Source organism: Roseburia inulinivorans DSM 16841, from assembly GCF_000174195.1.
Classification (GTDB): domain Bacteria; phylum Bacillota; class Clostridia; order Lachnospirales; family Lachnospiraceae; genus Roseburia; species Roseburia inulinivorans.
Genome location: NZ_ACFY01000143.1, coordinates 15,529 through 39,342, shown reverse-complemented (window position 1 = coordinate 39,342; position 23,814 = coordinate 15,529). Strand labels below are relative to the sequence as shown.

The 23,814-nt window shown below is 42.8% G+C and carries 23 protein-coding genes; 20 read left to right on the top strand and 3 right to left on the bottom strand.

The annotated features are described in order from the left end of the window. Positions 1 to 327, bottom strand: a 327-nt coding sequence (locus ROSEINA2194_RS14825; RefSeq protein WP_044928347.1) for an AlbA family DNA-binding domain-containing protein, incomplete at its 3' end; no start/stop codon positions are given. Positions 328 to 810: 483 nt separating this feature from the next. On the opposite strand from ROSEINA2194_RS14825, the gene ROSEINA2194_RS14820 reads away from it, so the two are divergent. Then, entirely contained in the window at positions 811 to 2,142 is a 1,332-nt protein-coding gene (locus tag ROSEINA2194_RS14820) for a replication-associated recombination protein A (protein WP_007889186.1), read from the top strand. 107 nt (positions 2,143 to 2,249) lie between these two features. Further along, positions 2,250 to 3,533 carry an aspartate aminotransferase type Ic gene (locus ROSEINA2194_RS14815; RefSeq protein ID WP_021923340.1) on the top strand — a complete coding sequence of 428 codons (1,284 nt, stop codon included), beginning with the start codon at positions 2,250 to 2,252 and terminating at the stop codon, positions 3,531 to 3,533. 99 nt (positions 3,534 to 3,632) lie between these two features. On the opposite strand, the gene ROSEINA2194_RS14810 is transcribed toward ROSEINA2194_RS14815, so the two are convergent. Continuing rightward, positions 3,633 to 4,262 (bottom strand): hypothetical protein, encoded by a 630-nt coding sequence (locus ROSEINA2194_RS14810; RefSeq protein WP_217284422.1) that lies wholly within the window; start codon positions 4,260 to 4,262, stop codon positions 3,633 to 3,635. Positions 4,263 to 4,525: 263 nt separating this feature from the next. Between ROSEINA2194_RS14810 and ispE the strand changes: the two genes are divergently transcribed. The 12 genes from ispE to bglX all read left to right on the top strand — a co-directional run bounded on the left by ispE (position 4,526) and on the right by bglX (position 16,884). Then, positions 4,526 to 5,401: a 4-(cytidine 5'-diphospho)-2-C-methyl-D-erythritol kinase gene (gene ispE / locus ROSEINA2194_RS14805; protein WP_007889179.1), complete on the top strand. Its 876-nt coding sequence runs from the start codon at positions 4,526 to 4,528 to the stop codon at positions 5,399 to 5,401. A gap of 18 nt (positions 5,402 to 5,419) precedes the next feature. Beyond that, on the top strand, positions 5,420 to 6,094 hold the full coding sequence (locus ROSEINA2194_RS14800; protein ID WP_118203676.1) for a GntR family transcriptional regulator: 675 nt from the start codon (positions 5,420 to 5,422) through the stop codon (positions 6,092 to 6,094). Between the two features lie 129 nt (positions 6,095 to 6,223). Further along, entirely contained in the window at positions 6,224 to 7,717 is a 1,494-nt protein-coding gene (locus ROSEINA2194_RS14795; RefSeq protein WP_007889176.1) for a spore germination protein, read from the top strand. 79 nt (positions 7,718 to 7,796) lie between these two features. After that, positions 7,797 to 10,031: a GerAB/ArcD/ProY family transporter gene (locus ROSEINA2194_RS14790; RefSeq protein WP_044928344.1), complete on the top strand. Its 2,235-nt coding sequence runs from the start codon at positions 7,797 to 7,799 to the stop codon at positions 10,029 to 10,031. 312 nt (positions 10,032 to 10,343) lie between these two features. Then, on the top strand, positions 10,344 to 10,982 hold the full coding sequence (gene spoIIR, locus ROSEINA2194_RS14785) for a stage II sporulation protein R (protein ID WP_007889172.1): 639 nt from the start codon (positions 10,344 to 10,346) through the stop codon (positions 10,980 to 10,982). Between the two features lie 124 nt (positions 10,983 to 11,106). After that, a complete protein-coding gene (locus ROSEINA2194_RS14780) occupies positions 11,107 to 11,550 on the top strand; it encodes a YwiB family protein (RefSeq protein ID WP_007889170.1) in 444 nt (147 codons plus the stop codon). Positions 11,551 to 11,657: 107 nt separating this feature from the next. After that, a complete protein-coding gene (locus tag ROSEINA2194_RS14775) occupies positions 11,658 to 12,185 on the top strand; it encodes a hypothetical protein (RefSeq protein ID WP_007889167.1) in 528 nt (175 codons plus the stop codon). Positions 12,186 to 12,290: 105 nt separating this feature from the next. After that, entirely contained in the window at positions 12,291 to 13,199 is a 909-nt protein-coding gene (locus tag ROSEINA2194_RS22235; protein ID WP_007889165.1) for an AAA family ATPase, read from the top strand. An 8-nt stretch (positions 13,200 to 13,207) separates the two neighbouring features. Then, positions 13,208 to 13,708 carry a DUF234 domain-containing protein gene (locus tag ROSEINA2194_RS22230; RefSeq protein ID WP_007889155.1) on the top strand — a complete coding sequence of 167 codons (501 nt, stop codon included), beginning with the start codon at positions 13,208 to 13,210 and terminating at the stop codon, positions 13,706 to 13,708. A 63-nt stretch (positions 13,709 to 13,771) separates the two neighbouring features. Beyond that, complete coding sequence (locus ROSEINA2194_RS14760; protein WP_007889152.1) at positions 13,772 to 13,996, top strand: hypothetical protein; 225 nt, start codon at positions 13,772 to 13,774, stop codon at positions 13,994 to 13,996. A 69-nt stretch (positions 13,997 to 14,065) separates the two neighbouring features. Further along, the gene (locus ROSEINA2194_RS14755; RefSeq protein WP_227970434.1) at positions 14,066 to 14,674 is read left to right on the top strand and encodes a helix-turn-helix domain-containing protein; all 609 of its coding nucleotides are present in this window, start codon (positions 14,066 to 14,068) and stop codon (positions 14,672 to 14,674) included. Beyond that, positions 14,671 to 16,884: a beta-glucosidase BglX gene (bglX, locus tag ROSEINA2194_RS14750; protein ID WP_007889148.1), complete on the top strand. Its 2,214-nt coding sequence runs from the start codon at positions 14,671 to 14,673 to the stop codon at positions 16,882 to 16,884. Before ROSEINA2194_RS14755 ends, bglX begins: the two co-directional genes overlap by 4 nt. Before the next feature lie 58 nt (positions 16,885 to 16,942). Here bglX and ROSEINA2194_RS14745 read toward each other — a convergent pair whose 3' ends face one another. Continuing rightward, positions 16,943 to 17,464 (bottom strand): hypothetical protein, encoded by a 522-nt coding sequence (locus ROSEINA2194_RS14745; RefSeq protein ID WP_044928341.1) that lies wholly within the window; start codon positions 17,462 to 17,464, stop codon positions 16,943 to 16,945. Between the two features lie 198 nt (positions 17,465 to 17,662). Here ROSEINA2194_RS14745 and ROSEINA2194_RS14740 point away from each other — a divergent pair, with 198 nt between their 5' ends. From ROSEINA2194_RS14740 to scfB, 6 genes are all read left to right on the top strand, one after another. After that, positions 17,663 to 18,895 carry a trigger factor gene (locus tag ROSEINA2194_RS14740; RefSeq protein ID WP_007889146.1) on the top strand — a complete coding sequence of 411 codons (1,233 nt, stop codon included), beginning with the start codon at positions 17,663 to 17,665 and terminating at the stop codon, positions 18,893 to 18,895. 77 nt (positions 18,896 to 18,972) lie between these two features. Next, complete coding sequence (gene asnS / locus ROSEINA2194_RS14735) at positions 18,973 to 20,364, top strand: asparagine--tRNA ligase (protein ID WP_044928338.1); 1,392 nt, start codon at positions 18,973 to 18,975, stop codon at positions 20,362 to 20,364. A gap of 321 nt (positions 20,365 to 20,685) precedes the next feature. Beyond that, the gene (locus ROSEINA2194_RS14730) at positions 20,686 to 21,567 is read left to right on the top strand and encodes an aldose 1-epimerase family protein (protein WP_007889138.1); all 882 of its coding nucleotides are present in this window, start codon (positions 20,686 to 20,688) and stop codon (positions 21,565 to 21,567) included. Positions 21,568 to 21,685: 118 nt separating this feature from the next. Continuing rightward, on the top strand, positions 21,686 to 22,078 hold the full coding sequence (locus tag ROSEINA2194_RS14725; RefSeq protein ID WP_007889136.1) for a TIGR04086 family membrane protein: 393 nt from the start codon (positions 21,686 to 21,688) through the stop codon (positions 22,076 to 22,078). A gap of 75 nt (positions 22,079 to 22,153) precedes the next feature. Continuing rightward, the gene (scfA, locus tag ROSEINA2194_RS14720) at positions 22,154 to 22,294 is read left to right on the top strand and encodes a six-cysteine ranthipeptide SCIFF (protein WP_021922063.1); all 141 of its coding nucleotides are present in this window, start codon (positions 22,154 to 22,156) and stop codon (positions 22,292 to 22,294) included. Positions 22,295 to 22,429: 135 nt separating this feature from the next. Continuing rightward, positions 22,430 to 23,806, top strand: coding sequence for a thioether cross-link-forming SCIFF peptide maturase (gene scfB, locus ROSEINA2194_RS14715; RefSeq protein WP_007889130.1), 1,377 nt, complete (start codon positions 22,430 to 22,432; stop codon positions 23,804 to 23,806). Positions 23,807 to 23,814: the final 8 nt, after the last annotated feature.

Here is a 23,814-nt window from a genome sequence, read left to right as displayed (position 1 = left end):
GCCGTCTGCCTTGTAATAATAAGGGGTGCTGCGGCCGGGAGAAACCTCCAGAGCTAATAGATTTTTACCATCTTCCTGTAATGGTTTTAAGATAAACTGAGGTAATGGTGTGATTCGTTCTTTGATTAAGCGGCTGATCGCCTCAGCATCCTTTTGAACATCGGACAAGCCGATAGGTTTCCGGTCATCAGAGATTCCGAAAAACAGAGTTCCGCCGATTCCATTAGAAAAGGAACTGACACTTTTTAACCAGCTTTTGGGTTTCTTTATTTCAAGTGCAACTTTGAAATCACATTCGGTTGCTTCAGCAATTAGCTGTTCTATCATAAAATCCCTCCTTTGAGGTATTGGTAATTTCTTTATATTATACCCATAAGGAGAGTTTATTTCAACGATAGGCACAAAGAGTTCAGAGAAAATATTTTGAGAGGATGGCGGTTAGACACCGCCTCCTGCTCGTTGGATATCCCCACATAAAACAGGTTGCTTTTGCAGGGCTATGTATGCAATAATATCATTAAATTCAGAAACATGACACAGGTCAAAATGACAATATAGGTAATTGCAAAACTTATAGAAAACATAATTTAATCGTGGAAAATAAGATAAAATGAAATATCCACTTGTCAAACAGGGCAAATTCATGTAATGTAATAATTGCGATGAATTTTCACGAATAAAATCCGTCATATTTTTGGAATAAAATACTAAAAATTGAATTTATGATCTCAAATATTGCAAGTTTTGAAATTAGAATATTCAATATGGTCAAGTGTACGCACTACACGGACAAGAAGAAAGGTTTTTTGTATGGATTTATTTGATTATATGAGAGAACAGAACAGGGAAAAGGAATCGCCGTTAGCTTCCAGACTTCGTCCAGCGACGCTGGATGAGATGGTAGGGCAGCAGCATATTATCGGAAAAGATAAGCTGCTTTACCGTGCAATCAAGGCTGATAAGTTGAGTTCCATTATTTTATATGGACCGCCGGGAACCGGAAAAACGACACTGGCAAAGGTCATTGCCAATACCACAAGCGCTGAGTTCCTTCAGATCAACGCAACTTCCGCCGGGAAAAAAGACATGGAGGATGTTATTGCGCAGGCGAAGAACAATCAGGGCATGTACGGCAAAAAGACGATCCTGTTTATCGATGAGATCCACCGTTTCAACAAGGGACAGCAGGACTATCTCCTTCCGTTTGTGGAGGACGGAACTGTGATCTTAATTGGTGCAACGACCGAGAATCCATATTTCGAGGTGAATGGAGCGCTTTTGTCCCGTTCCATTATTTTTGAGCTGAAGAATCTGTCCACGGAAGATATTAAGACGCTGATTCTCCGGGCGGTGAATGATAAGGAAAAAGGAATGGGCGCTTACGATGCAGTCATTGAGGAAGAGGCACTGGATTTTCTTGCGGACGTGGCAAACGGAGACGCAAGAGCAGCACTCACAGCGATCGAACTTGGCATTCTGACAACGGAGCGGAGTGATGATGGAAAAATCCATATCACACTTGAGGTTGCCAGTGAATGTATCCAGAAACGTGTGGTGCGCTATGATAAAACAGGAGATAACCATTACGATACAGTCTCTGCGTTTATCAAAAGCATGCGCGGCTCTGACCCGGATGCAGCCGTTTATTATCTTGCCAGAATGCTTTATGCGGGGGAAGATATTAAGTTCATCGCAAGAAGGATTATGATCTGCGCAGCGGAGGATGTGAGCAATGCCGATCCGATGGCACTCGTTGTCGCAACATCAGCAGCACAGGCAGTTGAGCGTATCGGTATGCCGGAGGCACAGATTATTTTGTCGCAGGCGGTCACGTATGTGGCAAGTGCGCCAAAGAGCAACTCGGCAGTCAATGCGATCTTCGATGCGATGGAAGCAGTAAAGAATACGAAAACAGCGCCGATCCCGGTTCATTTACAGGATGCACACTATAAGTCATCCGGAAAACTGGGGCATGGTGTTGGATATAAATATGCACATGATTATCCGGATCATTATGTGGAGCAGCAATATCTGCCGGACGGACTGACAGACCGGAAGTTCTACGTCCCGGGTGAGAACGGCTACGAGAAGAAGATCCGTGAATATTTCAAAAAGATCAAGGGTGAGCCAGAAGAGGAGTAAGAGAACATTCCGGGCATGAGATGATCTCTGTTTCACAGGCTGATGAGCAGAGCACATTTTTCCGGTATTGGATCTTTACATATATTAAAAAGCAGGAGGAATTAGAGATGAAGTCCTACGAGGAAATGACAAAAGAAGAGTTATTGAAAGAGAAGGAAGGATTGGAAGCGGAATACAAAAAATTCCAGCAGAGAGGCTTAAAACTTGATATGTCCAGAGGTAAGCCATCCCAGGAACAGTTAGACCTTTCGATGGGAATGATGGATGTACTGACTTCCGGTGTTGATCTGACCTGTGATGATGGTACAGACTGCAGAAACTATGGTGTGCTGGACGGTATCAGTGAAGCAAAACAGCTTATCGGTGATATGATCGAGTGTAATCCGGACAATATCATCATTTATGGTAACTCAAGCCTTAACATTATGTATGACACCATCTCCCGTTCCATGACGCACGGTGTAATGGGAAATACGCCATGGTGTAAATTAGATAAAGTAAAATTTTTGTGCCCGGTACCGGGATATGACAGACATTTTGCAATCACAGAATATTTCGGCATTGAGATGATCAACGTACCGATGCTTCCGACCGGACCGGATATGGATATGGTGGAAGACCTTGTGAGCAAAGATGAGGCGATCAAAGGTATCTGGTGTGTGCCAAAATATTCCAATCCACAGGGAATCACTTATTCGGATGAGACGGTTCGCCGTTTTGCAAGATTAAAACCGGCAGCAAAAGATTTCCGTATTTACTGGGATAACGCATACTGCGTGCATCATTTATATGATATTAACCAGGATCATCTGATCGAGATCTTAAAAGAATGCAAGAGAGCAGGAAACCCGGATATGGTTTACAAATTCTGTTCTACAAGCAAGATCACATTCCCTGGTTCCGGTGTGGCAGCAATTGCAACTTCTGCCAACAACTTAGAGGATATCAAGAAACAGTTGAAGATCCAGACCATCGGTCATGATAAGGTAAACCAGCTGCGCCATGTCCGTTTCTTCAAAGATATCCACGGAATCACAGAGCATATGCGCAAACACGCAGATTCTCTCCGTCCAAAATTTGAAATGATCCTGGATACATTTGAAAGAGAATTAAAAGGACTCGGAGCCGGAAGCTGGTACAGCCCGAAGGGTGGATACTTCATCACATATGAGACACTGGATGGATGTGCAAAAAATGTTGTGGCAAAAGCAAAAAAAGCAGGGGTTGTGATGACTCCGGCGGGTGCGCCTTTCCCATATGGAAAAGATCCGCATGATTCTGTCATCCGTATCTCACCATCCTATCCAAGCCTGGAAGATCTTACGACTGCGATCGACATCTTTGTTGTCTGTGTCAAGCTCGCAAGCATTGAGAAGCTTTTAGGAGAATAATAGTAAGTTTTTAACCGCTGAAAAGCAAAAGAAAAAGACCTGTGTGTACAATGTCATGATGTTCGCATGACATAGGTACACGCAGGTCTTTTTTATGAATTATGCCTCAGTGGAAGCATCCTCTGTTCCGTTTTTCCATTTGTTGAATTTCTCGACAACTGCGTCGTAGGTTCTCTGGGAAATATCCGGAAGTTTATCTCCCCATGCTTTGGTTGCCTGTTCGAAACCTTTCTTGAAAGCTTCTAACATAGCGTCTGCCTTGTCAGGATCATCACCGGATAAAGCTTTTGCAAAATCAAGAATACGGTCGGAAGTCTGCTCTACACCCCAGTAACCGTCGTCTGCGATATCTGCCTGTGCCTGTGCTTTCACATCGGCTGATACGGTAAAATCACCTTTTGCAAGGAATTTCCACATATCATCTGCGGTGCCGATCGCAACACCCTGCTTGGTCATCATCTGCTCAACGATGCTGCGGAGCTGTGCAGTGCGCTGCTCTGCGTCAGCTTTTAACTTTGCAACGATCGCTGCGTTGTCGGTCTTGTTTGTTGTTTTATTGGAAGCCTTGTCTGTCCTGGAGTCAGAACTCTTCTCATAAATGACACCGGAAGCTGTCTTGGAAGAAGCTGCCTTTTTCGTTGTCTCGGATGTCTTTTCTGCTGATTTTGTTGTTGTCTGTGTAGATGCTGCTGCGGCAGCAGTCACAGTGTTAATGGAATTGATTGCCATATGATCCTCCTTGTCTGGCGAAGCTGGATGCATTTGTTTTTACAGAAAACAAAATGTTCAGCCACCTGAATGAATAGTTATTAACCTTCCATGGTTCTGTTAATTATATCGGACCGGCAAAGAAAAAAGTTTAGTGCCGATTGACCTTTTGGACATAAAATGATAAGATACTAATTGTATACAAAAAACACAAAAAAAACAAGTTTTATTTTAGGTACAATCAATGCGTGTTAGCGACGATTTTGGTAAGGAGAAACTAACCGATGAAGGATATTTCAGTAAAGGCGCTGGCTAAGATCAATCTTGGGCTGGATGTGGTACGAAAAAGAGAGGATGGTTATCATGAGGTCCGCATGGTGATGCAGACCATTCATTTGTTTGACAGGCTGGAGATCTCGAAGAATACTTCCGGTGAGATCACGATGGAAACGAATCTTTCTTTTTTGCCGACGAATGAGAACAATCTTGTCTATAAAGCGGCAAAGCTTTTGCAGGATGAGTTTGCGATAAAAGATGGCGTGCATGTATGGCTGCACAAGTACATTCCGGTAGCTGCCGGGATGGCAGGGGGAAGCACGGACGCAGCGGCAGTGTTATATGGTATGAACCAGATTTTTGATCTGGGACTGACAAGGGAAGAACTGATGGAGCGCGGTGTGAAGATCGGTGCAGACGTTCCGTACTGCATTATGCGTGGAACGGCTTTGGCAGAGGGCATAGGAGAGAAGCTTTCGAAGCTTCCGCCGATGGTGAAATGTCCTGTTTTGATCGCAAAACCGCAGATCAGTGTTTCTACTAAGTTCGTCTATGACAATCTGAAGTTAGGCTCTGATATGGTACACCCGGATATTGACCGGCTTGTGGCAGATATCAGAGAGAAAGATTTATATAAAATTGCAGCAGATATGGGAAATGTCTTAGAGACAGTGACAATCCCGGCTTATCCTGTGATCGCAGACATCAAAGATCACATGATGGAGCATGGCGCTGTGAATGCTATGATGAGTGGCAGTGGTCCGACGGTTTTCGGTCTTTTTGACAAGGAAGCGACGGCAGTAGAGGCATACGAGGCGATGAAAGCCTCCGGTCTTGCAAAACAGGTATATTTAACGAGTATTTATAATAACGCGCGTAAGTAGAAAGGCATGGTATCAAAGATGACAGAAGATTTAACATTGAATATGGATGCGTATCTTCCGCTGAGAGATGTTGTGTTTAACACGTTAAGAGAGGCTATTTTAAAAGGGGAATTAAAACCGGGCGAGCGGCTGATGGAGCTGCAGCTTGCGGCAAAACTTGGTGTCAGCCGTACACCGATCCGTGAGGCGATCCGTATGCTTGAGCAGGAGGGACTTGCCGTTACGATTCCAAGAAAAGGCGCGGAAGTTGCCAAAATGACGGAGAAAGATATGGAGGATGTCCTTCAGATCCGTGAAGCGTTAGACGAGCTTGCGGCAAAAATTGCATGTGAGCAGATTTCTGAGGAACAGTTAGAAGAGCTGGTTGCGACCATGCATGAGTTTGAGGAATCCACTAAGACAGATAATGTGAAAAAAATCGCAGAGGCGGATGTAAAGTTTCACGATATTATTTACCAGTCAACCGGTAACCCGAAGCTTGTGAATATGTTAAATAACCTCCGGGAGCAGATGTACCGCTATCGTGTGGAATATCTGAAAGATGAGAATAATTACCCGACGCTCATGAAGGAGCACAAAGACATCGTGGAGGGATTAGTCCGCAAAAATAAAATGCAGGTGACAGAGACAATGCACCAGCATGTGAAGAATCAGGCAGTCGCAGTTAAGGCTATGATCCAGGAGCAGGAATAAGAAGTAACTGCCCGGAGGACAGGAAAACTGCATAAAAAATGGAAAACCGTACAGACTAGAAAGAGGATAAGCATTTTGCTTATCCTCTTTCGTATTAGGGGGAATTAATAGAAAGGAAACAAGCTGGAAATGTCGGAAAATCAGAAATGTCCGGTATCGACGGATTTAACGCAAAATATAGAGGAAATGGAATTTTATTTTCATGACTGTGCGGACATTAAAAAGAAGCAGATGAAGCTTGGCAGGAATCAGGATACCGCCTGTTATCTGACCTTTATTGAAGTGTCCGTGGACATGGGAACGTCCGCACTCGGAGAGACTTTAAAATACTTAAATGGACTGACAAGGGATGAGATCCTTTGTACACTGCAGGAAAATGCGCTTGGAATTTCGGATGCAACATATTTTCCGACCATTGAGGAGGCTGTGAGCGGTCTGCTCACCGGGGAGGCGATTCTTTTTGTGGACGGTTTTGACCGGGCAGTGAAAATACCGGATGATGGTTATCCGAATATGGGGATCACAGAGGTGGATTCGGAAAAAGTAATCCGTGGCTCCAACGAAGGTTTCTGCGATTCTGTGAAGCAGAATGCGGCGCTGATCCGGAAAAGGATCCGCTCGCCCCGTGTGAAAGTGAGGGGACTGAAGGCCGGGATTAGATCGAACACGAACGTCTACCTTGTGTATGTGGAAGACCTTGCAAACCCGGGACTTGTAAAAGAAATTGAAAAGAGGCTGCAGGATTTCACAATCGATGGGATATTAGACAGCGGAATGTTAGAACAGCTGGCAGAGAAAAAATGGTATTCGCCATTTCCACAGTTTCAGACAACGCAGCGTCCTGACCGGGCGGCCATGGCGGTATTAGAGGGCAGAGTGATCGTGATGTGCGATAATTCGCCGATCGGACTGATACTGCCGACGGACTACAATTCATTTATCCGCACCAGTGACGATTATTACAGCCGTTTTGAGATTGCGACGTTCGGGCGGATCCTGCGGTATCTCGCATCCTTTTTTGCAATGACGCTGCCGGGATTTTATCTTGCAGTGACTAATTTTCATACACAGATACTTCCAACTACACTACTTTTGTCGTTTGCTGAGGCGAGGCAGGGTGTCCCATTTCCGGCAGTCGTGGAAGTACTCATCATGGAATTGTCGTTTGAACTTTTGCGGGAGGCGGGCGTGCGGCTTCCCGGTGCAATGGGAAATACCATCGGAATCGTGGGAGGACTGATCATTGGACAGGCAGCGGTAGAGGCGAATCTGGTCAGTCCGATCGTGGTGATTGTGATCTCCTTTACCGCACTCTGTTCCTTTGCGATCCCGAATGAAGAATTTGCCACGGCGTTCCGCATTTTAAAATTCTTTTTTATTGGAATCTGTGCGTGGCTTGGCTACTTTGGCATGCTGCTTGGGCTGCTTGCGGTGCTCACCCATCTGTCGCATCTGACAAGCTTTGGCATCCCGTATCTCATGCCGTTTGTGGGAGCAGATTTGAACAATTATGAGGATGAGCGGGATTTTATCTGGCGGCAGCCTTTCCGGAAACTGCGCAAACGTCCGATTTATGCAAATCCGAAAGAGCGGACAAAGCTGACGTTTTCAAAGAAGAGATAGGTTGAGAAAAGTTTTTATCTTAAGATAAATGGAAATCTGATGAAAAAATGCGCAGATGTTAGAAGAGATAGGGGGAAGTATGTTCTCAGAAAACAATCAAATTTCAGGCAGACAGGTGTTCCGACTTCTGACGTATGACTTTCTTGGAATGGGAACGCTGCTGCTGCCGACAATGCTTGCAGATACGGCAGGGCGCGACGGGATTTTTTGCATTCTGGCGGGGATTTTGTCCACGTTTTTGTACTTGAAATTATTGAGATATCTGTTGAAAGGAATGAAAACAAATTATCCCGACTTTTTGAAGCAGAAGTGTGGAAAAGTATGCGGTTATGTGCTCTGGGGCGGATATTTTCTGTATTTTATCCTTATGGCTTCGTACACGGCGTATCTGTTTTCCACGCTGATGTTGAATGGGCTTGTGGAAAACATCAGCTTTTATCTGGTGCTGTTGTTGATATTGCTGCTCGCGTTTTATGGAATGGCGGGCGGGATCGAGGGCAGGGCGAGAGTGTACGAGATGCTGTTCTGGTTTCTGATGATACCGCTGTTTCTGATGTTATTTGCGGCGTGCAGGGAGGTGAAGCCAGCCTACTGGAGCCCGGTTTTTGTGGCGGATGGAAAAGAAGTGTTAAGCGGCAGCTATTATGTGCTTTTCTGTTATTCCATGGTGTCGATCGTACTGTTCCTGAAAGAATATGTTGCGGATCGTAAGAAATGCGTTGGTGCAGCAGAAAAAGCGGTCTGGTTTTCCGGTGGCGTATTTGCAGCACTGTATCTGATCCTGATCGGGCTGTTTGGCGTCGAGGCACTGGCTCAGATGAAATTTCCGGCGGTCACGATGATGAGCCGCGTGCAGGTGACGGGCGGATTTTTGAAGAGGACGGATGCTTTTATGTTCAGCATCTGGTTTTTTACGCTGTATGCGATGCTAAACAGCATGGTTTTTTACAGTGGAAATCTGGCTGAAAAAGTGATCCGTGACTGCGGCGGTTATCTGGAAGGGAAAAAAAGAATGCTGCCGTATCTCATTCTGCTTCTTCTGGTGTATGGCGTGACAGTGCTGTTTTACAGAAATCAGCAGTTTTTGGACTGCGTGACATTCCTGCTGTGGAAGATTGGAACACCTTTTGTCGTTGGCGTGCCGGTACTGCTGTGTCTGACCGGAAGAAAGCCGAATCGAGGAATGGAGGAGCGTAGCAGCAAAGAAAATAAGGATGAGAGAAAAAATCATAAGAAAAAAGTGCGTGTGGTGGTGTTGGTATGCTTCTTATTTGGGTGTCTTTTTTTGCAGGGGTGTAATGTCGCAGAACTTGAGGATAAGGCATTCCCGGTTCTTTTGAATATCAGAGATCAGGACGATTTCCAAAATGTGTGGCTGAATCATGAGTATGCAGGAAACAAAGAGGTGGATTACAACCATTTGAAAGTGGTGCTCATTGAGAGGTCTTTTCTGGAAAAAGAGGCGGAAGTGGAAGATATGCTATCCATGCTGGAGCAGGAAAAAGAGGTTCCGTGGAACGCTTATGTGATGACGACGGAAAGCTGTGACCGTCTGGCGCAGACAGAGGGAGAACTTGATGTGCTGCTTGGAAATTATCTGGAAGAACTGCTGGAAAACACATCGGGCATTGACCAGAAAGCGTATCCGACGCTTGGCATGCTCTATGAGGAGCGGGTTAATCACTTGGAGACACTTTATATTCCTTTTGTCGATATAGAGGGGGAGCAGTCCGGGGCAGTGGAGGATGATACCGAGAAACCGCAGATTACAGCCTATGAAGTCTGGAAACGTGGAAGGGCGGCGGGGCTTGTCGATACGGATACCGCGCGTGCAGCATTCTTCACGCAGAACTTTGCGGATGATTACACCTTACAACTTGCACCGGAACTTTATGTGAAAGTGGATGCAGCTTCCTGTCGAGTCAAAGAAACAGAAAAAATCGGTGTCGGAGGTCTGACAGAGCAGATTGTCGCAGTGACTGTGACAGGAGAAGGCGAAATCTTAAGCGGCACAGTTTCTGCAAGTGAAAATCCGGCAAACGCAGAAGCAGAGAATACAGAAACAAACATAACTAACACTTCTTATGAAAAAATGACAAGGGAAAAAGAGCAGCTTCTCAACACCCGGATGGAGGACTATCTGAATGCGGCCGCCACACATGCACTTGAGAAAGAAATCGATATCACAAACAGCTACCGGAATCTCGGCGCCGATAACCGCACATGGTATTTTAAGTATCAAAACACTCCTGCCGCTTATGAGAAAGACATCAAAATCCAATATCTGGTAGAAATAAACTGGAAATCGGAATAAATGCAAAGTTTTCGGGAATTATTCAATGTAGGGATAGAAGGTCGATGAGCCAAACTCGAATTTAGGTTATGAAGATTGCGAAAAATGAACAAAAATATTCAAGACACGCTCCCGCTATGTGTCACTTGCAGCGGTACGATATTTCTGTTTATTTTTCGCAATATAACATATTCTATGAGCGAGTTTCGCACTTATCTATTTTAGCATAGACAATTGCGAAACTCATGAAAATCTAAATTGAACAATTGAAAGAAGAGTAGGATGAGTTTTGCAAACGCCTATATTTTTGCAAGTGAAAAGGAGATTTGAATTATGGCAAGAAAATGGATCGGATACATAGGAGTTGGAAGTCTGATGTGCGCTGCATTGGGATGCGGTATTTTGTATACAAGACAGGCGAGACTGCAGCAGACGATTTCGGACAAAGTGCTGCGGTTTCATGTGCTGGCGAACAGCGACAGCGAGGCAGACCAGAACTTAAAACTTGCAGTGCGTGATGCGGTGGGAAGTTATATGCAGGAAAAACTGGCAGATGTGGAAAATCTGGAAGAATGTGAGCTGGTTGTGCGCCAGAGTCTCGGTGAAATTGAGGATGCCGCAGCAGAGACGATCGCAGAAAACGGTTATGACTATGATGTGACAGCGGAGCTGGAACACACTTCGTTTCCGGTAAAAAACTATGGAAGCTACACCTTTCCGGCGGGAGATTACGAGGCACTCCGCATTGTGATCGGAGAAGGAAACGGACATAACTGGTGGTGTGTGATGTATCCTAACATGTGTTTTTCAGACAGCATGTATGAGGTGGTCGATAAGGAAGCAGGAGAAAAGCTGCGTGAGGTACTGACCACAGAAGAGTATGAGAAGGTGCTGGCAGAAGGAGACTATCAGGTTAGAATGAAATATTTTTCGTGGTTGAATCCGTATCTGGAGAAGCTGGCTGAAAACTAAAATAAAGCAGCACACTTATAAGAAAACAATGTTTCAAAAAGCTTACGCTTGCTAAATTATAAGAAACACGCTAATATATGGCTTGAAAAGACAATGACGCGAAACAGAAAAGAGGTTTACATAAATGACAAAAGATGTACTTGTGAAAATCAGTGGTTTACAGTTTGCAGAAGATCAGGATAACGGCCCGGTAGAGATTATCACAACCGGAAACTACTATAAGAAAAATGGAAAGCACTATATTCTGTATGATGAAGTGCAGGAAGGCTTTGACGGCGTGACGAAAAGCGTTATCAAAGTAAATGATGATTTTCTGGATGTCACTAAAAAGGGTGTGACCAATGTGCATATGATGTTTGAGAAAAACAAGAAAAATATGTCATACTACAACACACCGTTTGGAAATCTGCTGGTCGGAATCAACGCCACAGACGTGAAAGTGAATGAGACAGAAGACAACATTGACATCAAGGTCGATTATAAGCTGGAAGTCAATTATGAACATCTGGCAGAGTGCAGCATTTCCATGAATATCATGTCGAAGGATACGAAGGATTTTAGGATATAACGAGTGCAAGTGAGAAGAATGCATTTATGCATTCGGCGAACGATGAATGTCAATCATGTGACGTTTTTGCACATGATATGATAATCGTGAAGTTGAGGTAGTGTATTATGAAAAATTGTAAAATGGCATTCACAATCGGTCTGGTGTTTGCAATAATGATGTTGGTTGCAGCCTGCACAGACAGCAACAAATCAGACAATCATATATTTGATCATGAAAGTTTGGATGTTGATGAATATGTGTATCCGTCTGATTTTGATCTTGGAGATGATTTAAAGGGCACAAATTCAGAATCTGATGCAGGATTTGAAGAATTATCAGCAATGATCGGAACGTATCATTATACTTCCGATTATGGAACAGGTCGATTAATGATTGAAGCGACAGAGGATGGCATTGATATTTCTGATTATGAATCGGAGGACACCTATAGATTTCTGGCAAATGAAACAAATGTAAAAAATGAAGAGGAAAACAAAGTATATCTGGAATACCCGGCACAGGTGTATGAAGATGATACGGTTATTTTTGAGTATTATATTTTAGAAAAAGCTAGTGATGGAATTGATGTGTATTATAGTCCATCTTCTTTTGATGAAGCTGAATTTTTGTACCACGCTGTCAGGGAAAACTAAAAGAGGATTGCGAGATATCATATGATATGTTATATTTTATTCAAATCAATTTTAACAAAATCAATTTGAATAAAAACAAACCGAATTTGCAGAAAGGTGATTTCTATGTTTATTGGCAGAGAAAGAGAGTTAGCATCCTTAAAAGAATTCTATGAAAAAGACAGAATTGGCATGATCGTTATCTATGGGCGTAGACGTATCGGAAAGTCTACGCTTATTACGGAATTTGTGAAAGATAAAAAAACGATATTTTACACAGCAACAAAAGTTGGAAAACATAGGAACTTAGAATTGTTTTCAAGACAGGTACTGGATGTGCTGATGCCAGGAGTGGAAAACATCAGTTTTAATACGACAGAGGCGGTTTTTGATTTTATCGACAAAAATATTGGTGACGAGAAGCTGGTACTTGTCATAGATGAACTGCCGTATTGGGCAGAAAAAGATGATGCCCTTTTATCCATATTACAGAAATATATCGATACAGTCTGGAATAATAAAAAACTAAAGATCATTTTATGCGGTTCTTCACTCAGTTTCATGGAGCAGAAAGTGCTGAGTGAAAAAAGTCCATTGTTTGGAAGACGTGATTCGCAGATGAAACTGGAAGCGTTTAATTATCTGGATTCAGCAAAATTTGTTTCGGACTATTCGAATGAGGATAAAGCAATTTGTTATGGAATTACCGGAGGCGTTGCAAAGTATTTGTCAATGATCGATCCGGCAAAGAGCATGGATGAAAATATTATAAGACTTTTTTTTCAGACAGATGGATACTTATATGATGAGACAAGAAATTTACTGACACAGGAATTTGCAGATGTATCGGTTGTAAATAACATTGTCGAGCAGATTGCATCAGGCGGGAATACGCTTAATACGATTGCGGGAAAAATTGGAGAGAAAGAACAGACAGTATTATATTCACTGGACAAATTGATCAGTGTTGGCCTGATTGAAAAAAGAAGTGCATTACAGATGAGAAGAATAAAAAGAAAACGCAGTATGTTCTAAAAGATTATATGTTTAAATTCTGGTATGAGTTCATTCCCAAGGCTACCAGCGTGATCGAGATGGGACAGGGAGAGATTTATTATAAAAAGGCCGTAAAACCGGTTTTACATTCTTTTATGGGTTCTGTGTTTGAAGAAATGTGCAGGTACTATACTTTGATGAAAGGCATCATGGGCGAATATGGCTGTTTTATTACATCAGTAGGCACCTGGTGGGGAGCGGAGAATGTAAGAGATAAGAATGGTGAGATAAGATCACAGTCTGCCGATATAGATGTTGTTGCATTATCCGAGACAGATAAAAAGGCGGTTGTTGGAGAGTGCAAGTTCAAGAATGAAAAGATTGACAAGGGGATTTATGAAACTTTGATCAGAAGAGGAAAACTGATCAATGCAAAATATGAGGTTACGAAGTATATTTTCTTTTCGTTGTCTGGATATACGGACTGGTTTGCGGAATTGGCGGATGAGGATGTTTTGCTGCTTACATTGGATTCACTTTATGAATGAGACACTATAATGATTGCTAGGAAATGCTAACATTTCACACTATCTCAAAGGAGCGCAATCATTATGAGTAAACGTGTTTGTAAAGAGGATCAGATTCAACTGATCATGGAATATCAGTTCGTAGAACATATAGATGATATATGGGATTGTATAGAAGTGAAGTGTGTTTCCGATACAATGGTATCGTGGGCTATACAGAGTTCAGACTTTGTTGAGGTATTGCACTCAGAACCTTTACGTCACAAGATTAAGGAAAAGTGTAAGAACTTAGATGAAAGATATAAGTAAGTTCGCATCTTTTTTTTCAAGAAGAAAAATGGTTGGTGCTAGAATATAACCCTTTTGGCAGGGGAGGAAGTGGAAGCAGTCATAGCAAGCATACGCAGTTATCTGGAGACAGTCAGGAAGAATGAGATGATCACACGGCAGTTTTTGCTGTCATTAAGGACGGATGTTACACAGATGGTGTATGTATGGCTGTCAGAGATGGGGATTTATGCCAATGCACTTTTTTCAGATAAAGAGAGTGAGAATTACATGCTTGGCGCTGTAAATGGATTTAACGAAATGATGGAGTATGTAGAAAATTTGATGCGGAAAGCGGTTGGATATAAATTATATATCACAAAAGAAGACTCTGTCGCAGATCAGATATGTACATATATTGACAGTCATTTCAGGGAAGAGATACACAGAGATGAACTGGCAGAATTAGTCTATTTGAATACAGACTATATGTCTCGGATGTTCAAAAAAGAAAAGGGAGTATCTATAAGCAATTATATATTGCAGAAAAGGGTAGACGAAGCAAAAAAACTTTTGTGTGGCAGCAGTATTCCAATCAATACGGTTTCATTACATATTGGATATAGTAATTTTTCCTATTTTACAAAAATGTTTAAGGAGAATACAGGATTGACACCACTGGAATATAGAAGGAAATTTGGAGAGGAAACACACGTATGACAGAACAGAAATTAACAGAACTTTTGAGAGACATGTCTCTGGAAGAAAAAGTAAATCAGATGAGTCAGGTGACAGGAGGATTTTTTAATGGTGAAATCGTTGTCACAGGTCCTATGGCAGATAAGGGATTTACAGAAGACAATGTAAATCTTGCAGGATCAGTCATCGGATCCATGGGCGCTGAAACCCTGAAAAGTATACAAAAAAACTATATGGAAAAGCATCCGCACCATATTCCATTGCTGTTTATGCTAGATGTCATAAATGGTTATAAGACGGTGTTTCCAATTCCGCTTGCGCAGGGAGCTTCCTTTGAACCGGAATTGTCAGAACAGTGTGCATCTGTGGCAGCAAAGGAGGCTTCGGTCAGCGGTCTTCATGTGACATTTGCACCTATGACAGATCTGGTAAGAGATGCAAGGTGGGGACGTGTCATGGAATCAACGGGAGAAGATCCTTACCTGAACAGTCTATTCTGTGCAGCAATGGTGCGTGGATTTCAGGGAAACAGCTTGAAAGATAACTATGCAATTGCAGCATGTGTCAAACATTTTGCAGGATATGGTGCACCGACAGCAGGGAGAGATTATAATACGGTAGAACTTTCAGAACATACATTCAGAGAGTTCTATCTGCCATCGTATCAGGCGGGAATAGATGCAGGTGCAGCTCTTGTTATGACATCTTTTAATACAGTTAACGGAATCCCGGCAACCGGAAATAAAAAGTTGATGCGGGACATTTTAAGAGAGCAGATGAAGTTCGATGGTGTACTTATATCAGACTGGGCAGCCATCGAGGAGACCATTTATCACGGATATTGTGCAGACAGAGAAGAAGCAGCAGTGCGTGCAGTGGAAGCAGGCGTAGATATTGACATGATGACAGGAATTTACAGTGAAAATCTGTGTCAGATGGTCAGGGATGGAAAAATAAGAGAAGAGCTTATAGATGAGGCATGTCTTCGTATTCTGCGGCTTAAAAATAATCTGGGACTCTTTGAGAATCCATATAAAGATGCAGATCAGAAAAAAGAACAGGAATATATTTTATGTGAGGAGCACCGGAAACTGGCTAGGGAAGCTGCAAAGAAATCTTTTGTTTTGTTGAAAAATGAGGAACATATCCTGCCTTTAGATCAACAGAAAAAGATCGCCTTTATTGGTCCGTATGTAGATAACAGAAACCTGTTTGGTGCCTGGTCATTTATCGCAGATGCAAAAGATGTTATGACGCTGCATGAGGCAGTACAGGAACAGTACGTTTCAGAAAACAGTACATTTTGCCAGGGATCACCAATGTTAGGGGCGGATGTATGTCTGGAAGGATTTGGAGAACAGCAGCAGCAATCTTATACGCAGGAGCAGGAGGATCATATGCTGCGTGAGGCAGTACAGGCAGCAAAAGAGGCAGATATTGTTGTACTTGCAATAGGAGAAGACCGTTTACAGTCGGGTGAAGCAACCAGTAACGCAAATATCAGAATCCCTGAGGTACAGGAAGCATTGCTTGATAGAATTGCGGAAGTCAATCAAAATATTGTAGTGGTTTTATTTTCAGGACGCCCGTTAGACATACGTGAAATAAACAAAAAGGCAAAAGCCATCCTTCAGGTGTGGCTGCCTGGAACAGAAGGAGCGAGGGCAATTGCGGACACTTTATTTGGAAAATATAATCCAAGCGGAAAACTGCCGATGAGTTTTCCATACTGTGTAGGACAGGTACCGGTACATTATAATGAATATTCAACAGGACGCCCACATGTAGAAGGCAAAGATAAAGACAGATTCCGCTCGAAATATCTGGATATTCCAAATGAGCCATTGTATCCATTTGGATACGGTCTGAGTTACACAACATTTGAGGTATCAGATATTCATTTGGATCGGACATGGATGGATACATCGGGACAGATCGAAGCGGAGGTAACTGTAAAAAATACAGGAAACTGCACGGGAACAGAAACCCTGCAGCTTTATATCCATGATATTGCGGCTTCTGTAGTGCGTCCGGTCAGAGAATTGAAAGATTTTAAGAAGGTTACGCTTCGTCCGGGAGAGGAAAAGAAGGTAGTTTTTACCATAACAGAACAGCAGCTTCTTTTTTTGACGGAGAATGGAATCTATGAGAGCGAAGCAGGAGAATTCGAAATATTTATCGGAAAAGATAGTTTGACAGATAATAAAGCTTCATTTGTATTGAAGAAATAAGGAAGAAGTGAAAAAAGGCTTCCAACCCCTCCGGGCTGGAAGCCTTACCTGTCCATTCTTATTTTGTCTTAGATTTCTTAGCGGCCTTTTCTTCATTCATGGATTTTTTCTCTTTCTGAAGTTCTTTGTTGGCGCTCTCAGCTTTTCTCTTTAACTTGGTTCTCCAGCTTACTTTGCCTTCCGGTTTCTCTAATGGACCGCGGACACCGGTTACTTTCGTGATATAAATACCACTTACTGTAGCTTTGACTTCTTTTTTCACAGGGATCATATCAAAACATGCATCATCAGCGATCAGAGTCATAACCTTTGGTCCGACCTTAGCCTTTACGATCGGAAGCTTGGAACGGCGCATAAGCTTTGGTGTCTGGTCAATGACTGCCTGTGGCAGACCGGACTGGTTCAGACGCATCCTCTTCTTATCAATAATCAACATAGTAACAGTCTGTGCAGTTGCAGCAAGCTGTGCATCCTGCTCGTCTTTTCTCTTCTGAGCTTTCTTTCCGAGGAAAATTAAAGCAATTGTTGCAGCAATAAGCACTGCTAAAATAACTAATAATACAATTGTTACTGGACTCACAACGAAAATCCTCCCTAATTTCAAATTCGTGTTTTATTGTAGCATTGATTTTTGGAAAAAGCAATGTGATTTTGGGGAAATACCTTTTATTTTAGGGAAAATTGTGATATGTTATAAAAGTTAGACGGCAGACTCCGTCTTTTGGATTTCCGGCAGAAAAGCCGGAAAAGGAAATGAGGAAAAGAAAGGTAAGATTAAATGAAAAAGAGAGTGTTAGCACTTTTATTGTGTGTATCCACAGCGATCAGCATGACAGGATGCGGCAGCAAAGGTGAATCAGTTGAGGCAACGGAAGCAGTAGAGAACACCGAAAGCACAGAAGAGGTGCCGGCAGTTCCGCTTGCACAATATGATCTGAAGGGATCGGATTATGTGACATTGTGTGACTACAGTGCAATCCCGGTTACGATTTCAGGAGATTATGACGTCACAGATCAGGATGTGCTTGATTATGTGGAAAAGATTTTTACACAGGGAGGACCTTTTTATACGGCTGATCCGGACAAGACAACAGTGGAAGAGGGCGACATTGTAAACGTAGACTATGTCGGAAAATTAGACGGTGAGGCGTTTGACGGCGGAACAGCAGAGGATCAGAATATTGATGTGTCCAACAATTCTTCCACAAGCGGTTCCGGTTACATTGATGGATTTACAGACGGACTGGTCGGTGCATCAGTAGGCGATGTGATCGATTCTAATGTGACGTTCCCGGATGAATACCCGAATAACCCGGATCTTGCCGGTAAAGAAGTTGTATTTACGTTTACGGTCAATTCTATCCAGAAGGAAGTGACCATGGATACGATGGATGATGAATTTGCATCGAAACAGTTTGGTGCGGATTCCGTGGATGGAGTGTACAAGCAGGTACGCCAGTATCTGGAGTCAAGCGCAGAGAGCACTCATAAAAATGATATTTACTCCGCTTTGGAGGATTATCTGTTAGAAAATTGTACCGTTGATATGCCGGCAGATTACAGATCTGATGTGATCGAAGCAATCCGTGCCAATTTCATTGACCGCTATTGCTCCGGGGATGAGAGCCAGATGGAAACGGTACTCAGCTCTTACGGCTATACAGAAGAGAGCATCGAGCAGGAATGGTCTGACAGTGTGGAGAGCAGTATCAAGTTAGAACTGATCGTAAAAGCCATTGCAGAAAAAGAAGATATCCAGATTGACGATACGGAGTTTGAAGATTATGTAAGCACGATCGTAAGCAGCGGCGGTTTCGGTGATGCTGATACGTTATATAGTAACTATGGTTATGGCGATTCTGTTTACGGAAAGAATCAGATCCGTGTGATTTATCTTGCAGGATTAGTTTTAGATAAATTGGCAGAGACAGCAGAGGTTACGGAGAACGCAGTAGAAGAAACGACAGAGTCTGTGGAAAGTACAGAATCCGCAGACAGCACAGAAGAATAAGAAAACGATACCGAAACAGAGGTATGAGATCATAAAAGAGTCGACAGACGTTGATGAGAGAAAGGGAGAGTAGAAAAATGGAATTAGTAAATGTAAGAGATTTATTCCGCAGACAGGATGAGTATGTGGATCAGACCATCGCGATCGGTGGCTGGGTGAGAAACATCCGTAACTCCAAAAACTTTGGATTTATCGTGGTAAACGACGGAACTTTTTTTGAGCCGGTCCAGGTTGTTTATTCCGATGTTCTGGAAAATTTTGAAGAGGTAGAAAAATTAAATGTCGGAGCAGCGATTATCGTTACCGGTAAATTAGTTGCAACTCCGGGCACAAAACAGCCATTTGAGATTCAGGCTGAAAAAGTGGAAGTAGAAGGTCCTTCTACACCGGATTATCCATTGCAGAAGAAAAAACACAGCTTTGAGTACCTGAGAACTATCTCTCATTTAAGACCGAGAACTAATACTTTTGAGGCTGTATTCCGCGTGCGTTCCCTCTGCGCTTATGCAATCCATAAATTTTTCCAGGAGAGGGATTTCGTGTACGTGCATACACCACTGATCACCGGAAGTGATTGTGAGGGCGCCGGCGAGATGTTCCAGGTAACCACACTTGACATGAACAATCTTCCAATGACAGAGGATGGAAAAGTAGATTACAGCAAAGACTTCTTCAATAAACCGACCAATCTTACTGTAAGCGGACAGCTGAACGGTGAGACTTATGCGATGGCATTTAAGAACATCTATACCTTTGGACCTACTTTCCGTGCAGAAAACTCCAACACGACAAGACACGCAGCAGAGTTCTGGATGATCGAGCCGGAGATCGCATTTGCAGATTTAGAGGATGACATGATCTTAGCTGAGAGCATGTTAAAATATGTCATCAACTATGTATTAGAGAATGCACCGGAAGAGATGGCATTCTTCAACAGCTTTATCGATAAAGGGCTGTTAGAGAGATTACAGCATGTTGCAAACTCTGATTTCGCGCGTGTGACTTACACAGAAGCAGTTGAGATCTTAGAGAAGAACAACGATAAATTTGATTACAAAGTATCCTGGGGCTGCGATCTTCAGACCGAGCATGAGCGTTATCTGACCGAGCAGGTATTCAAACGCCCAGTATTTGTAACTGATTATCCAATGGAAATCAAAGCTTTCTACATGAAGCTGAATCCGGACGGAAAAACAGTTGCAGCAGTAGACTGTCTGGTTCCTGGCATCGGTGAGATCATCGGAGGAAGCCAGAGAGAGGATGATTACGAAAAATTACTTGCAAGGATCAATGAACTTGGACTGAAAGAGGAAGATTATGGTTTCTATCTTGACCTCCGCAAATACGGTTCTGCAAGACATGCAGGATTCGGACTTGGATTTGAGCGCTGCGTCATGTACCTGACAGGTATGTCCAATATCCGTGACGTTATCCCATTCCCAAGAACGGTAAATAACTGCGAATTATAAAATTGTATTTCATATCGTAGGTGATTGCGAAAACAATTGTGTTTTTTGTCATCTACGATATTTTTAGACAATTGCGAAACTCATGAAAATCTAAATTGAATTGTGAAAAATTAACAAAAGCTTGAGAAAACACTGGGAAGCGGTCGGTACTTAGAAGGCAGGTACGATGTCAATCGTGACTGGCTTCTTAGTACCGTTACCAGCGACACGTAGCGGGAGCGTGTTTTCGAAAATTTTGTTGATTTTGAACAATTGAAAGAAGAGTAGGATGAGTTTCGCAATTGCCTGCTACGATATTTAGATGACAAGGAGAAGGATTGTATGAGATATGTTTTGGAAAATGACACATTGCGTGTGGAGATCGATTCTTTTGGGGCAGAACTAAAATCCGTAAAGAGAAAATCCGACGATAAAGAGTACATGTGGTATGCGGACAAAAAATATTGGGGAAGAACCTCCCCTGTGTTGTTTCCGTTTGTGGGGAACTGCAGAAATAAAGAGTACCGCTATGGCGGAAAAACGTATGCAATAGGGCAGCACGGCTTTGCAAGGGATATGGAACATACCATGGAATCCCGGACAGAGGATACCATCTGGTTTTCTTTACATTCCAATGAGGAAACGATGGAAAAGTATCCATTCGCGTTTGTTTTGAAAATTGGATACAATTTGACAGGCAATGAATTAAAAGTTATGTGGAAAGTGGAAAATCCGGATACAAAGACCTTATATTTTTCTATCGGCGCACATCCGGCTTTCTTATGCCCATTTAACGGCGAAGAAAATAAGCTTGGATATGGTCTGCAATTTGCAGGACTAAAGGAAGTGCATCATCATGGAAATACACCGGATACCGGACTGGCAGTAATGAGTGAAGATATTGTGATCCCGCTGGAGGATGAGAAAGTGTACTTTACACCGGGATTTTTTGACCGCTGCACTTATATGGTGGAAGGAAAACAGACTGGGGAAGTTTCACTGGTCACACCGGATGGAAAGCCTTATGTGACCATGGATTTTGATGCACCTTTATTTGCAATCTGGTCACCGGAAGGAAAAGATGCACCGTTTGTCTGCATTGAACCGTGGTATGGAAGATGTGATGCGGATGATTTTGAGGGCACATTAGAGGGACGGGCATACGAGAACGCAGTGGAGCCGGAGCAGGCATTTGAGGCTTCTTACAGCATCCGTTACCTGTAAAAAGGGAGAAAGATTTCATCTATCCCGGAATAACATAAGCGGGCTTTGAAAAAAATCCGCATAAGCATCCGGATTGCTTCATATATATAGACAGAAGTGAAAGTCTGGCGGTGGCGGATTGGGAACAGGATTGAGATTAAGGGCGAGAGATGCAAAGGAAAACCCGGCAAAAGTGTTGGCAATGGTTGTTTTTATCATGTTTATCATAAGTGCGTTATTGTTATTGCTTCTGGCATTGCTTTTATACCGGCTGGAGCTCTCGGAGGCAGTTGTCAAAGTGGCAGTGATCGTTATTTATATCATAACGGGGCTGACTGGAGGCATTCTGATGGGAAAAAAGATCAGGGATAAAAAGTTCCTCTGGGGATTTGTGGCAGGAACGGTTTATTTTGGAATTTTGTTTGCCGTCTCACTGATCATAAAGGGGGGAGCAGGCATTGAACCGGTGAAAATGATCACAACCTGGGTGCTCTGTGCGTGTGCGGGAACTGCCGGCGGCATGATCAGTTAAAAAAATGCTTTTCTTATGAAAAACTATGTGTTATACTATAAAGCAGTGAAAAAGATTTTTAAAGGAGAAATAATCATGAAACACGTTAAAACATTAAATACTAGAAAATTACAGAACACAGTAAAAAAAGGTGGATGCGGCGAATGTCAGACATCCTGCCAGTCTGCCTGCAAGACATCCTGCACAGTAGGAAACCAGACTTGCGAGAACAAATAAGTTTTAACTCAAAAGTGAATAATGACACTCACAAACGACCGTTCGCGCAGCGTGCGGTCATTTGTACGTTATAGATATGTGTAATGATTGCACATATTATGAGGAAAAGATGATAGAAAGTGAGGAAATATTATAGTGGTTCATCAGTATAAGAACAACGGCTATGATATTGTTTTGGATGTAAACAGCGGTGCAATCCACGTAGTTGACGATGTGACATATGATGTCATTGAGATGTATGCTGCACGTGAGAACGTAGCAGATACCTCTGCGGAAGAGATTGTAACTGCATTATCCGGCAAATATGGAAAAGAAGAAGTAGAAGAAGCGATTGACGAAGTTCAGACATTGATCAAAAATGAGGAACTTTTCACAAAGGACACCTATGAAAACTATATGATGGATTTCAAAAAGCGTCCGACCGTTGTAAAAGCCCTTTGTTTACATATCGCACATGACTGCAATCTTGCCTGTCGTTACTGCTTTGCAGAAGAGGGCGAGTATCATGGAAGAAGGGCATTGATGTCCTTTGAGACCGGTAAAAAAGCCTTGGATTTCCTGATCGCAAATTCCGGTAACAGAAGAAACTTAGAGGTGGATTTCTTTGGTGGAGAACCTCTTATGAACTGGCAGGTTGTAAAAGACCTCGTAGCCTACGGAAGAGAGCAGGAGAAGATCCACAACAAGAACTTCCGTTTTACACTTACTACAAACGGCGTTTTATTAAATGATGAGATCATGGAATTTGCCAACAAAGAAATGGGCAATGTGGTTTTAAGCATTGACGGAAGAAAAGAAGTCCATGATCATATGAGACCATTCCGCAAGGGAGCAGGAAGCTATGACCTGATCGTGCCGAAGTTCCAGAAATTTGCAGATAGCCGCAATCAGGACAAGTATTATGTGAGAGGTACTTTCACACACAATAACCTTGATTTCTCCAATGATGTGCTGCATCTGGCAGATCTTGGATTCAAACAGATCTCAGTAGAGCCTGTAGTGGCACAGCCGACCGAGGATTATGCGATCCGTGAGGAAGATCTTCCACAGCTTTATGAGGAATATGACAAGCTGGCTGCTGAGATGGTAAAGAGACATAAAAATGGAAATGATTTCAACTTCTTCCATTTTATGATAGATCTGGAGGGTGGACCGTGCGTGGCAAAACGTCTTTCCGGCTGTGGTTCAGGAACAGAGTATCTGGCAGTGACACCTTGGGGTGACCTTTATCCATGCCATCAGTTTGTAGGAAACGAAGATTTCTTACTTGGCAATGTGGACGAGGGTATCAAGCGTCAGGATATCTGTGATGAATTTAAGTGCTGCAATGTTTATGCGAAAGAAAAATGCCGTAATTGTTTTGCAAAATTTTATTGCAGTGGCGGATGTGCAGCAAACTCCTATAATTTCCATGGAGATATCCATAATGCATACGACATCGGATGTGCACTTCAGAAAAAGCGTATCGAATGCGCGATCATGATTAAGGCTGCCGAGGCAGACGAAGAATAGGAAGGAAA